Here is a 13,051-nt window from a genome sequence, read left to right as displayed (position 1 = left end):
CATGAATTTTGTCCATTACACCAAGAATTTCAATATAGAATCAAACTATTATAGCTAAAACGGCTTATACCAAAAGATATAAGCCGTCTTGCTACACTAATTATCGATAACCAGCATCAAAGCGATTATCAATAACTGCTGCTATTAACGCGTACGTGCACAAACTTCATCTTCATTGAAGAAATAGCTGATTTCACGGGCTGCTGATTCCGCTGAATCTGAACCATGAACGGCGTTTTCATCGATGCTGCTAGCGAAGTCAGCACGGATAGTGCCTTCAGCAGCGTCTTTTGGGTTAGTTGCGCCCATGATTTCACGGTGCTTAGCGATTGCGTTTTCGCCTTCTAGCACTGATACCAATACTGGACCTGACATCATGAAAGATTTTAGGTCGTTGTAAAATGGACGCTCAGCGTGCTCAGCGTAAAAACCGCCTGCTTTTTCATCATCAAGTTGTAGCATTTTAGCGGCAACAATTTTTAGACCCGCTTTTTCAAAACGGTCGTAGATAGCGCCGATGTGGTTACCAGCTACTGCGTCAGGTTTGATGATAGATAAAGTACGTTCGTTAGCCATGAAAAGCTCCTATTAAGAGTGAGTTGGATAAGAAATAAATTGTTATGTCCTTGACCACTGTGTTGGTAATGGCTAAATTAAGCCATTTTTATTTGCCAATGCGGCAACCTGAGTGCCAACACAGGATTGTTGCCTATTATAATGATTGAGCCTGTAAATGATAGCGTTAATTTAGAAAAGTCGCTTGCATAAGGACAAAATTTGCTGCTCATTTAGCAAATATTTATAATTTATTTCTACTAAAAAACCCCAATGCTCAGCATTAGGGTTTTATTATTCAATCAAAGCCAGCTAATATTTAAGCATCATACGGATCGCGTAATACAATCGTTTCTTCACGGTCAGGACCGGTTGAGATGATATCAACTGGGCAACCAATCAACTCTTCGATACGTTTGATGTAAATTTTAGCGTTTTCTGGTAGGTCGTCATAGCTTGTGATACCAACCGTTGACTCGCTCCAGCCTTGTAGGGTTTCGTACTTAGGCGTGACTGACTCATAGAATTCAGCATCATGCGCGCCTGCACACTCAGTTTCGGGTAAGTTATAACCAACACCGATTAATAGCTCTTCTAGACCGTCTAATACGTCAAGCTTAGTCAAGCAGATACCTGACATAGAGTTTAGTACCACGGCACGGCGTAATGATTCAGCATCGAACCAACCACAGCGACGCGCGCGACCAGTGGTTGCACCAAACTCATGACCAACTTTGGCCAAATGCGCCCCAACATCATCAAACAATTCAGTTGGGAACGGGCCACTACCAACGCGCGTGGTGTACGCTTTAGTGATACCCAATACATAGTCTAAATATAATGGACCGATACCTGTACCAGTCGACACACCGCCCGCAGTGACGCTAGAGCTGGTCACAAACGGGTAAGTACCGTGGTCGATATCAAGCAAGGTACCTTGCGCACCTTCAAACATTAGGTTTTTGCCAGCAAGACGTAGCTGGTTTAGGTCTTCGGTCACATCGATAACCATGCCTTTGATTTCCTCGCGCCACTCTTGGCAAAGCTTAAAGGTTTCATCAAAATCAATAGCGTCCACTTTATAGTACTGAGTCAGTTGGAAGTTATGATATTCGATTAGATTGCGCAGTTTTTCTTCTAAGTCATCACGGAACAAGTCAGCAAGTTTAATTGCACGGCGCGCAACTTTATCCTCATAAGCTGGACCAATACCGCGACCTGTGGTACCGATTTTTCCCGTGCCGCGCTTAGCTTCGCGTGCTTGGTCAAGCGCCACGTGATAAGGCATAATCAATGGACAGTTTGGTGAAATACGTAGGCGCTCACGGACTGGCACATTTTTCTCTTCTAGGGCTTTCATCTCTTTTAATAGAGCGTCAGGTGCTAGCACCACGCCGTTACCGATGAAGCAGGTTACGCCTTCACGCAAGATACCTGAAGGAATCAGATGTAGGATGGTGGTTTTGCCATCGACAACTAAGGTGTGACCGGCATTATGCCCGCCTTGGAAACGTGCAACGGCTGAGGCTTTTTCGGTCAGTAAATCAACGATTTTACCTTTACCTTCATCGCCCCATTGGCTACCCAAAACTACGACATTCTTACCCATGATTAATCCTTACCTTTATGTATTGAGGTGTGTGCAGCAATAATTTTAAAACAACCTAGCAAAACTTAATTAGCACTAAGAAATGATATGTTATTCACTGTCTGTTTTTCAAAATTTAATAAATAAGCTTCAATAAATAAGCCTTATTCAAACTGATTGTGAGCGTAACAGTTTTTTTAAATTTAAACCGCTTCTAGACGCCACTCATTATCTACAAAGTTTAAACGGTGCGTTAGCGCTGCTGGACGGTCATCAGCCGTTAATGGCATAGTGACGCGGTAACCTTGCTGACGTAAGCTTGTGACTTGTTGTAATAGATTCTGCATTTGCGCTTTATCAGCATTAGCGTGCTGTAACGCTTGATAATCAACCAGTACAATAATTGGTGACTCAAGCTGCGTATGCGCCAACAAACGGCTGACATCCATACTAAAGCCTGTCGCTTGACGTGGCTGCTTTGCGCTTAATTGACCAACACTTTGCATACCATCAAAACGCCCACCACGTACCAGCGGCTGGGTTTCACTATTGATATAGCCGTTAAAGATAATACCGGTATGATAATGATAGCCCGACAGTTCGGTCACATCGATACTGACTGGCGTCTGCCACTGCGTTTCTAAATGAGTCTGTAGACGTTGCAACTCATCGACAGCCGTCACGATGTGTGTATCTTGCTTAGCAGTATTTGACAGCGTGTCTAATAACTTTGCCATATCATGACCAAAACGCGCCAATGCGTAAAAATCATTACCCATTGTCAATAGCTGGCAGACACGTTTTAGCTCTGGTAAATTTTTATTGGCATACAGATGCATCAATTGATCGGTGTCATTATCTGACAACTCAGCCAGTGCCGCCAAACGCTTAAATATCGCCACATGACCCAAGTCAATATGTAGCGCTGCGCTCATATCCAAGCTATTGACCATACTAAACAGTACATCTATCAGCTCAATATCAGCTGCAAGTTCGCCGCAACCAAATATCTCTGCACCGAGTTGTAGCGGTGTACGCGAGCCAAAGAGTCCTGAAGGCAACGTATGAATGACATCACCGGCGTAGCAATAACGCGCAATACCATTACCACCGTGATGCGCATCAATACGCAAAATCTGCGGCGTAATATCGGCGCGCACGCCCATCAAACGACCGGTCAGCTGATCGATAATCTTAAAGGTTTGACGTTTTAAATCTTCTGAAGCTTCACTCAATAACGATTCGGTAAACTCAATCATCGGCGGATTGACCAACTCATAGCCATGGCTAATAAGCTGCTGGATCAATTGATGTCTCAGTACCTCTTGCTTATGAGCATCTTCAAACAGCACATCGACGACCCCATCAGGCAGCAGCCAGCTGTTATTGGCAACGTCACTGGCAAAGTTGTTGAGATATGGCAGACCATTAGCGGCAGCACGGTTATCAGCAGGCTGAGTCGCCGCTGGTTTTGTCGTATTTGACTGGGCAGGTTTTGCAAAATCAGAACTGACAGACACAATGAATCCTTGTTTGGCGTAGCGCTTACCAAAAACGCGGTACTGATGCGGTACTAAAAAGTCGTATTCATAATGGCAGTGATATAAGGCGTTTTGTATTTTTGACGCGCAACATCACCGACCCAATTATCTATAAGCAAACTAGGTGACCGCAAAAGGGTGAGTAATAAGTATAAGTTAGGATGATAAGACGAGTATCTTTATGCGCTAAAATTTATGCGATAGAAAACTATGATAAATAATCAAGGCACTTGATGCTTTAGTTTAGCATAGCAGTCAAGCTTCGCCTAGTGACAATTGAACCCAATTGCCATCTAATTATTTTGCGAACGCATGATGTAATGAACTCATTGTCTCCTAAACTCATTCTTTAACAAAGAAGCGGCCTGCCTTATAAACCGTACTTAAACCTTGTAAAGCGTTTACCATCTGTTGCTTGATAACGCCTTATCGCTAGACTCATGTTACACTAAAGCATATTTTTATCTCGGAAAGCCTTATGTCATCTGATTACCACCCAAACCCTGCCATTAACCAAACCAACGTCCTTGGCACTGCCCTTGCCAGCTGTTGTTTTGACCCTATTACTGGCTATTATCGCAATGGCTTTTGTCATACCGGTAACCATGACGTTGGTCAGCATACTGTATGCGCGAAGATGACCAGTGAATTTTTAAACTTCTCAGCCAGTCGTGGTAATGACTTGATTACGCCGCTGCCTGAGTATGGTTTTTCTGGCCTGCAACCTGGTGATTACTGGTGTATCTGCGCGCTACGCTGGGTTGAAGCATTAGACTTCGATATTGCCCCGCAGATAAAGCTCGAAGCCTGTCACGAAAGCTTATTAAGCTTGGTGGATATCGACACGCTAAAACGCTATGCATTGTAGTTTGCAGAGAAGCAATATAAAAAAGGTGAGGAACATAAATTAATAGGCTAAAGATGTTTTAGCCCATGTCATTTTCACGTTTATTTAACATTTATTTAATATTAGCCACCGACTAAAGGAGAAGGTATGAACCAAGATGATGACCTGATTGTCAAACCGACAACGCGTATCACACCTGACTCTAATGTCAGCCTTATCGACACCAGCATGGGCGATGAGCGCTCTTATTTAGACAATTACGCCAGCTATGACAGCTATATTTATGGCGATGCCGATGCGACGGTCGAAGATACGATTGAGACCATGACCGTCTATGACCCCGACTCTGAGCGCTATGAAGATATCGACTTATCGAGCGATGACGAAGTGGTCAATTGCTACGCCTACTCGCGTAAAACTGGCGAAAAAGTCAATAAAATCGGCCTAAATGACGTGAGTCGCGCTTTAAGTAATAGCGGGCAATTTATTTGGCTTGGTCTGTATGATCCGAGTTTAGAGACCATGGTCAAAGTTAGAGATGCCTTTGAGCTACATGAACTGGCGATCGAAGATGCCTTTGCTGACCATCAGCGCGCCAAGGTTGAAAACTACGATAATGACATGATATTTGTGGTGCTACGAACCGCCAAGCTCGAAGACAATGTCATTCGCTATGGCACCACGGCGATATTTATGGGCAAAAACTATCTCATTACCATTCGTAATGGGCCGTCGAACTCTTATATGCCAGTGCGCGAACACTGCCATCGCCGCCCAGAAAAACTGCGCATGGGACCTATCTTTGTCCTGCATGCCATACTCGATTTTATCGTCGATAACTATATGCCGATTACCGATCGCTTAGGCAGTTATCTGCGTGAGCAAGAACGTAATATTTTTACTTATGAGTTTAATAAAGAAACGCTTAGAAATCTGTATGAATTAAAATCCCAGCTGGTGCATATGCGGGCGGTGATTTTACCGGTACAAGATATCTGTAGTTTCTTTATTAATCACGATAAAAGCGATTTGATATCGCCGTTTTCCCATGCTGCAAAACCTTATTTCCGAGATGTGAATGACCATTTATTGCATTCTTTAGATGCGATTAATGGCTTAAATGAAATGCTTAGCGTGGTCATGAATACTTACCTCGCCATGGTAAATATGGGACAGAATGAGGTGGTCCGTAAACTTGCTGCTTGGGCTGGTATTTTGGCCGTACCGACAGCGATTGCTGGTATCTATGGCATGAACTTTGATTTTATGCCTGAGCTGCATTGGCAGTATTCTTACCTTGTTATCATGGCAGTTATCATCTCACTGTGTAGCTTTTTATACTTTAACTTTAAACGCTTGGGTTGGCTGTAATTTAAGAGAATTTCAGACAAAAAAAGGGCTGCCATTTAATTGGCAACCCTTTTTTATTAAAAACCATTTATTCACAGCAATTTATTGAAAGCCATTCAACAATGATGTTTTTTAAAAAGACCTTATTTACGATAAGGCTTACTATCAACGCTTGGCAGATGATGCTCGGTACTTCTTATTTGATGATCATCCAAATAATCTTCTGGTCGCCCAAACATCTTCGCCGTCCACGTTAATATTACAATCGACGCACTCAGTACCATAATGGCAAAGGAAATCGTTGCCAATAGCCAAAGATGGAAGTTATCGGATACCGCTTGTACATCAACCACCAAATGGCGTGATAAAGCGGTAATGGCAATAAATATCAAAAACTGCACTGGCAGACGATGGGTTTTAAAGTAAATACCAATCATCGCCAGTAGTTCAAGATAAATAAATAGCAGTAAAATATCTTTTAAATCTGCTGAGCCTTTTTGAAAAATCACAAAGAACTCTTTGCCCGCTGTCCAAACCACCACCACACTGATTAAAAATAAAATAATATAGTGGCAAATATCGACAAACTCACGGCCGATATGTTGCATGCGCTCATGTATCCCCATATTTGGCTTTGATACATGAGCGGTATTGGTTTGTTGGGCTTGATGGACTTTACTATTTTTCTGTTCCCATTGCTGTTCTGGTTCTTGCTCTGACAGCGGCTTCATTAGCTGACTGCACTGTTGTCTAAACCAGCAGACTTTTCAGCTGCATCAACGGTTTGGCGAATAAGGGTATTAATGGTCATCGGTCCAACACCGCCGGGAACTGGTGTATAAGCACTAGCGATATTTTCTACGCCTTGCAACTCGATATCACCGACGCCGCCATTATCCATTGGATGGAAACCTGCATCGATCACCACTGCGCCTTCTTTAATCCATTCGGCTTTAATCAGCTCAGGCACACCCACTGCGCCAACAACGATATCAGCACGCTTGATATGTGACTCTAAATCTTGCGTTCTTGAATGGCAAATCGTTACCGTGCAGTTGGCATTTAATAGCATCATCGCCATTGGTTTACCCAAGATGGCACTGCGCCCTACAACTACCGCCTCTTTGCCTGCAAGCTCAATATTATGATGCTCTAATAAATGCATGATACCTTGCGGGGTGCATGAGCCATAAGCGGACTGCTGCATCGCCATACGACCAAAGCCCAAACAAGTCACACCATCGACGTCTTTTGCCAAGTCAATCTGCTCAAAGCAAGCACGCTCGTCGATATGCGCCGGAACTGGATGCTGCAATAAAATACCGTGGACGTCTGGATTATTATTGAGCTCATCTATTTTTGCCATCAGCTCTTCGGTCGTTGTCGCACTTGGCATTTCAACGCGTATAGAGTCCATGCCGACACGTTTACAAGCATTGCCTTTCATACGTACATAAGTTGCAGAAGCAGGATCGTCACCGACCAATATCGTTGCCAAGCTTGGGGTACGTCCGGTCTTATCTTTGATAGCGTCTACACGCTCACTCAGTTGCTGTTCTATTTGTTTAGCAAGTGCTTTACCGTCCAAAACGGTAGCAGATCCTTGGGCAGTTGACGTAATAGACGCAATTGACATAGTAACTCCAATAGAGGGTGCGATAAAAAATAGGGTACGATAAAAAATGAAGACAGCGCCTGCAGTATCTTTGCATGCCTGTCTTATGCTCGGTCAATTCTTTTTGACCGTTAATTGAGACTGATATTGTACCTGTCTGAGCTAAGAAATCCTAGCGCCCTATTAACAGTCCTTACTTTAAAATCTGTAAACTCACTATAAAAAATCGGCCTATTAATTATAATAGACCGACTTTTTATGTTCGAAAACTTCCTTAAACTGATTAAACAGTCATTTAATAAGTATTAAATTCTATACCTACACCAGCCCCAACATCAGTGGACTGGGTATCAGAGTCAACTGCCCAAAGTCTACTAGATATCAGCGTCTTTGGATTGTACTGATGCTCCCAAGCCACATCAATACCAGTCAGCTTATCAGTCGTTGGGAACGCTTGATTAATGGCTTCATCAGCTTGATTCACCTTAGCATGCTGTAGTTTTGCATTAATAAAATTATGGTTATCGAGCCATAAGCGACCACCAAGCGCAATACTTTCCGCATCACCGCCTAGTGCATAGCCTAATGGAAAACCTTGCTGATAATAGCCGTCTGTATAGATAAAGTGGTCATAAGAAACGCCTTTTACCTCACCACTAGAACGAGTGTCTGTATACTCTGCATACAGTTGGTACGGCTTACCATAAGCAGCAGAAGCATAATCAACACCAGCTAAATACATATTTTTAGCAGGCAAGCCGCCTGCTTCATCTTCACCCACATATTGAGCATAAACACCTGCAGGGATATTCACCAATGGTGCTAAATTTAAGCGCGCATCAAAACCACCCAGTTGATTAGCTGGGTCATCAGCCGCCTCTATACTATTAGTTGCTTCGTTATCTTTGGTTCCTAATAAAGCATCAGTAAAAGAGCTAAAACTCTGGGGACGACCTTCACCGCCCCACATAAAGGTACGTGAAGCTCCTAATTCTAACCAGTCTGTAGGATTAGCTGTTAGGCGCATACCAAATAGCTTAGCATCAGGAATCGCTTCATAATCTTCTAACTGACCAGCAAATAGCTGATACTGCCAAGGTCCTACCCACGATAAATATGGGGATGCCGGCGCTGTTTGTTGATCTCGCTGCATGGTAAAGCCTGTCACTGGTAAGCTTGCATCTCCTCGAATAAGGCTACCATCATGCCCAGGTCCCCACCACGTTGGAATTTTACCCGCGATCAACCATTGATTGGCAGCAGTACCAGCAAGGTACGAGCCCTCAAAGCTAACATCTGAGCTGTCATCGATAAGTTTGTCATTTTTCAAGTTGGCTTGTAAATTAAACTCCCACTCTGCTTCGCTAAGCGACACGCCAACACTTGCTTGTTGACCCGCCAGCTTATCATCAGCAAATTTTTGTGGTAGCTGATCTCTATCGGTTTGTACGTGCAGTGCCGCCGACCCTTTTACCACTGAGTCACGGTTCTGGCTCAATCGCGCTTGTACCGACTGCAGGATCTGCTGCTGCGCAGGTGTCTGGGCATTAGCTGTATGTAAAGCACGTTTAATCTCATTGGCAGTCAGCGGCCAAGTACTGGTGCTAATCTGCGCGACCCCTTGAGTATTCAGCCAGTCAAGATCTGCCTTAAGCTTTAGATCGTTCATATACAGGTTTTGTGCAGATGCCAACATCGACACTGAGGATAAGACACTCAAACTTAGGACCAGACTTAGCTTTTTATACATGATAGGTTACTTCCAAATAACTGAGATTATATTGTTTTTCATTTAACTGCGTCGCCACTACCTTTACCTAAAGCAGTACTCAGTATATAAGAAAAATAGTTTTTAAGGTTGATAGTATCAATCATTTCTTTGTCTTTTTTAGCTAAGCATTCAGGTGTGGACATATCGATACCACTTAATTGAGCCAAACCCGTGATACCTGGTAAAACTTTATAAACACCCATTCTCTCTCTAGCTTCAATAAGATCGCTTTGATTAAAAAGGTTAGGTCTCGGACCTACCAAGCTCATCTCACCTTTTAGTACATTGATAAGCTGTGGTAGCTCATCGAGTTTGGTTTTGCGTAACACTTTGCCCAGTTTAGTGATTGAGCTGTTATCGGCTAAGTGACTAGCTACAGAAGCTGTATCTAACTTCATAGTACGGAACTTAATAAGCTTAAATGGCTTTTGATCTTTACCCACCCGCTCTTGAATAAATAAGGGCGAGCCTGTATCCAAGTAACCAATAGCGGTTGCACCAATTAACAATGGTGAGGCTACTACTAGACCGGTCGCTGAAAACATAATATCCAAAGGTCTCTGTAAAACCATAGACTTAGAAGCCATTAAGTTTGATTTATAAGACTTAGCAGTCTTTTGGATCGACTCACTAGTTGAGTATTTAGGCTTCCAATCTAACAAATTTTTAGCCTTACTAATATCAACTTGCAATGATCCTGATAGCCTTTGAGCGACACTTGATTTACCGACTGCACTCGCTGCCGTATCAATCAATTTAGGAGGTATGTTTACCGCTTTGTTTTTAACGCCTAAACCTTTTGATATCTCTTCTAATAAACTAGCTGTAGAAATATCATCATCATCAGATATCAAAAACACTTCATTTTTAGCATTTTTATGCTCGATACAGGTAACAATAAAATCAACCAAATTATCGACATACACTAAGCTACGCAAGTTCTTTTTGATCCCACCTATAGGTAGAGGAACACCTTTATAAGTCCATTTCATTAATGAATGAAAGTTACCTTTAACATTTTCGCCATAAACCAAGGTAGGACGAATAATGATATAATCCATAGTGGAGTTATTCGCAATTTCTTTTAGTCCTAGCTCTGCTTTATACTTACTATAGCCATAAGGGTCCGAGGGGGGAGTCGTGACTTCGGGTGTAAACGGCTGGTTAGGTAGGCTATATTCGCCATTGACCTTGATTGAACTCAAAAAAATAAATCTTTGAATACCCATATCCACAGCCTGCTTTGCTAGATTCAGCGTCGCTGCAGTATTGATTTCTTTTAAAGATTTCGAAGGTTCATTTTTATGGTCTTTTGACACACTGGCTTTACCTGCACAGTGTACAACTACGTCAATTCCTTTAAGAATTTGTTCCCAATCAGTTTTAGAGTCAAGATTTTCAATAAAGCGATATTCACAATCTAAAGTGGGTTTAACTGATTGACGTACACATGCGATAACATTATGCTTGGTCTGTAAAATATTTTTGACTAAAGCTTGGCCTATGAAGCCATTAGCACCGGTAACTAGAATGTTCATTAAAGATCCGTATAGTAGGTAGTTGTTAAGTAATATCTAGGTATGATTTTAAGCTAATATTTAAAGTTTCATTTCTTTAATCATATGATCATTCACTTTTTTAACATCATATTTTTCTTCAGCGATAGCTCTAGATGCCTGTCCCATCTCTTCAATAAGACTGGTGTTCTCAATAAAAATGAACATAGAATTAGCAAGTTCGTTAATGGACTTTACAGGCACCAAGTAGCCATTTTTACCTCGAACTACTGTCTCACGGCAACCTGGGGCATCTGTTGTAATAATAGGCCTACCCATAGACATGGCTTCAAGTACAGAGCGTGAGGTACCTTCTCTATAAGAGGGTAGTACATAAACGGAGCTTTCTGCTATCGCAGGTCTAACATCTTCAAGCTTTCCCCAGTATTGGATAACATTAGATGATATCCATTCATCTAACTGAGATTGCTCTATAGCCGCTGGATTTTCATCAATCCAACCTACCAGATGAAATTCAGTTTGGGGATACTTTTGCTTTACTAGTTTTGCAGCTTCAACATACTCAACTATGCCTTTGTCTTTTAAGAGTCGTGCAACCAATAGAAAAGAGGGTTTAATTTTACCATCTGTATCTTTTGGAAAGTCAACAACATTAAAGTCGCTAACATCAACACCCGAGCCATTTATAACTTCCGTATGATTCTTACTGGTAGTTAGGTTTAGCTGACTAAATAACTTTAAATCGTCTGGATTTTGAAAGAAAGTTGTTGTTGCTTTCGATAATGATTGTTTGTATAAAGCGTAAACTATACGCTGTAGTTTTGTCGTTCTACTTTTCTCATCAGAGTTCTGGAAAGCATATCCTAAACCTGAAAGTAGAACAAAGCGTTTAGGCACTCTAGCTAGCCAAGCTGCTAACGTGCCATAAACAACTGGCTTTATAGTATATGAGAGAATAGCATCAGGTTTAATTCTAATTAGCAATTTATAAGTATAGATAAGTGTTTTTATATCTACCACAGGGTTAGTGCCAGTTCTCTGAAGTGGAATTGAATGCAAATGATAGCCAAGTGAGTCTAAATGTTTATACTCATTAGGATGACTATCTAAGTCAGGCGCAAGTATATGAATCTCATAGCCTAAGTCTGATACTGCTTCAAGAATCTTGCCTCTAAAATTTAAAACATGAGGCAGATAGTTAGCGATTATAGTAAATTTCAATTTACTCTCCTACTTTAGGTACAAGTAATGCAACCTAGTAACCAAAAATTGTTGCACCGTCAAAACGTCAGACATCTATAAGACTGCTATGCGCAATGAGATGCACCTTAAACATTTTTTTACTATTTATACCCTCTATTAATTGCCTTAACACTCTTAGTCGATATTTATTAAAAGTATTGTAATCTTCTCTGCACACGACAAAAAAAACAAAAAAGTCTGTTAAAGCAAAGGCATAATAGTAATTTTTAAGACGAATCAGACCATGCCAAACTTTAACAGACTTAGTGAAACTTTAACCCAAAACCTGAGTATGAACAAGGCAAGAATCACATGTTTGAGCCTAATGATAATAGCCCTGATTACTGCTCAAAGCAGTAATCTTAAAAAAAATAGCAAGACACCTCCCTAAGGGTGGCAAGACCGACAGTGACTATCGCAGACTACAGCGATTTTTTGCCGAAGCGAGGATAGACTATGATCAACTGGCTTTAATGATATATCGACTATTTGGACTAGCGGTGTTTGTCACCATTTAATGAATTAGGCGACTCTCATCTTATCAATCGATTTTGGCTCTTTTACTGGATTTAAAGTGGTTGGGGGCACAGGTGTACAATCTCTCACCTCTCGGCTACCCCAACGAGCAGGATTTAATGCTTTCGCACTCTCTATCGTCTGCTTACGATTTGCTAGAATGACTTTATCCTCCCCCATATGGCGCTCATTAGGGGTCACAAATCTAAGCTGACTGTGCTTATGCTCCATGTTATACCAATGAGCAAACCTAAGCACCCAAGCTCTCGCTTCATCAAGACTATCCCCCTGTGTCAGGATAGTTGTCACCCCTAACAATCAAGTAAAAGGGGGTAACAAGGTGTGCAGAGTGTAATCTTATATAGTTAAAGCTTTTAATTATAACTTATAGTAACTTGATATAAGCATTTAAGCGTAAGTAAGCTTCTTTAAAATTTAATTCTAATAAAGATGAAGCAAAATGTTTATAAAAGATAGTAAATAAATATTTGGTGGTGTATCAAAAAGTA

General features: G+C 41.6%; 11 protein-coding genes. 2 read left to right on the top strand and 9 right to left on the bottom strand.

Going from position 1 to position 13,051, the window contains the following annotated elements; all coding sequences use genetic code 11:
* Nucleotides 1-144 precede the first annotated feature (144 nt).
* The 3 genes from ndk to B3R91_RS13185 form a co-directional block, all read right to left on the bottom strand.
* Nucleotides 145-576, bottom strand: a complete 432-nt coding sequence (gene ndk, locus B3R91_RS13195) for a nucleoside-diphosphate kinase (RefSeq protein WP_102076375.1) — start codon at nt 574-576, stop codon at nt 145-147.
* A 298-nt stretch (nt 577-874) separates the two neighbouring features.
* Entirely contained in the window at nt 875-2,164 is a 1,290-nt protein-coding gene (locus B3R91_RS13190) for an adenylosuccinate synthase (protein ID WP_286798107.1), read from the bottom strand.
* Nucleotides 2,165-2,346: 182 nt separating this feature from the next.
* On the bottom strand, nt 2,347-3,663 hold the full coding sequence (locus B3R91_RS13185; RefSeq protein ID WP_286798105.1) for an ATP phosphoribosyltransferase regulatory subunit: 1,317 nt from the start codon (nt 3,661-3,663) through the stop codon (nt 2,347-2,349).
* A gap of 499 nt (nt 3,664-4,162) precedes the next feature.
* On the opposite strand from B3R91_RS13185, the gene B3R91_RS13180 reads away from it, so the two are divergent.
* Complete coding sequence (locus B3R91_RS13180) at nt 4,163-4,552, top strand: DUF2237 family protein (protein WP_068407701.1); 390 nt, start codon at nt 4,163-4,165, stop codon at nt 4,550-4,552.
* 126 nt (nt 4,553-4,678) lie between these two features.
* The gene (gene corA, locus B3R91_RS13175; protein WP_286798102.1) at nt 4,679-5,902 is read left to right on the top strand and encodes a magnesium/cobalt transporter CorA; all 1,224 of its coding nucleotides are present in this window, start codon (nt 4,679-4,681) and stop codon (nt 5,900-5,902) included.
* Nucleotides 5,903-6,024: 122 nt separating this feature from the next.
* On the opposite strand, the gene B3R91_RS13170 is transcribed toward corA, so the two are convergent.
* The 6 genes from B3R91_RS13170 to B3R91_RS13145 form a co-directional block, all read right to left on the bottom strand.
* Nucleotides 6,025-6,507 carry a phosphate-starvation-inducible protein PsiE gene (locus tag B3R91_RS13170; protein ID WP_198329046.1) on the bottom strand — a complete coding sequence of 161 codons (483 nt, stop codon included), beginning with the start codon at nt 6,505-6,507 and terminating at the stop codon, nt 6,025-6,027.
* 104 nt (nt 6,508-6,611) lie between these two features.
* Nucleotides 6,612-7,517 (bottom strand): bifunctional methylenetetrahydrofolate dehydrogenase/methenyltetrahydrofolate cyclohydrolase FolD, encoded by a 906-nt coding sequence (folD, locus tag B3R91_RS13165; protein WP_286798097.1) that lies wholly within the window; start codon nt 7,515-7,517, stop codon nt 6,612-6,614.
* Nucleotides 7,518-7,791: 274 nt separating this feature from the next.
* Nucleotides 7,792-9,246, bottom strand: a complete 1,455-nt coding sequence (locus tag B3R91_RS13160) for a capsule assembly Wzi family protein (RefSeq protein WP_286798095.1) — start codon at nt 9,244-9,246, stop codon at nt 7,792-7,794.
* Nucleotides 9,247-9,284: 38 nt separating this feature from the next.
* The gene (locus B3R91_RS13155) at nt 9,285-10,805 is read right to left on the bottom strand and encodes a hybrid nucleoside-diphosphate sugar epimerase/sugar transferase (protein WP_286798081.1); all 1,521 of its coding nucleotides are present in this window, start codon (nt 10,803-10,805) and stop codon (nt 9,285-9,287) included.
* A gap of 60 nt (nt 10,806-10,865) precedes the next feature.
* Nucleotides 10,866-12,005, bottom strand: a complete 1,140-nt coding sequence (locus tag B3R91_RS13150; protein ID WP_286798079.1) for a glycosyltransferase family 4 protein — start codon at nt 12,003-12,005, stop codon at nt 10,866-10,868.
* A gap of 543 nt (nt 12,006-12,548) precedes the next feature.
* The gene (locus tag B3R91_RS13145; protein ID WP_286798110.1) at nt 12,549-12,773 is read right to left on the bottom strand and encodes a hypothetical protein; all 225 of its coding nucleotides are present in this window, start codon (nt 12,771-12,773) and stop codon (nt 12,549-12,551) included.
* Nucleotides 12,774-13,051: the final 278 nt, after the last annotated feature.

Source organism: Psychrobacter sp. UBA6291 (genome assembly GCF_002439405.1).
Taxonomy (GTDB): Bacteria; Pseudomonadota; Gammaproteobacteria; order Pseudomonadales; family Moraxellaceae; genus Psychrobacter; species Psychrobacter faecalis.
The sequence above is the reverse complement of the archived record's forward strand: the minus strand, read 5'-3'. Positions and strand labels throughout refer to the sequence as shown.

Excerpts from the sequence above, each read along its gene's own strand:
- ndk (WP_102076375.1), bottom strand. The coding sequence starts at position 576 with ATGGCTAACGAACGTACTTTATCTATCATCAAACCTGACGCAGTAGCT.
- B3R91_RS13190 (WP_286798107.1), bottom strand. The coding sequence starts at position 2,164 with ATGGGTAAGAATGTCGTAGTTTTGGGTAGCCAATGGGGCGATGAAGGT.
- B3R91_RS13180 (WP_068407701.1), top strand. The coding sequence starts at position 4,163 with ATGTCATCTGATTACCACCCAAACCCTGCCATTAACCAAACCAACGTC.
- corA (WP_286798102.1), top strand. The coding sequence starts at position 4,679 with ATGAACCAAGATGATGACCTGATTGTCAAACCGACAACGCGTATCACA.
- B3R91_RS13170 (WP_198329046.1), bottom strand. The coding sequence starts at position 6,507 with ATGGGGATACATGAGCGCATGCAACATATCGGCCGTGAGTTTGTCGAT.
- folD (WP_286798097.1), bottom strand. The coding sequence starts at position 7,517 with ATGTCAATTGCGTCTATTACGTCAACTGCCCAAGGATCTGCTACCGTT.
- B3R91_RS13160 (WP_286798095.1), bottom strand. The coding sequence starts at position 9,246 with ATGTATAAAAAGCTAAGTCTGGTCCTAAGTTTGAGTGTCTTATCCTCA.
- B3R91_RS13155 (WP_286798081.1), bottom strand. The coding sequence starts at position 10,805 with ATGAACATTCTAGTTACCGGTGCTAATGGCTTCATAGGCCAAGCTTTA.
- B3R91_RS13145 (WP_286798110.1), bottom strand. The coding sequence starts at position 12,773 with ATGGAGCATAAGCACAGTCAGCTTAGATTTGTGACCCCTAATGAGCGC.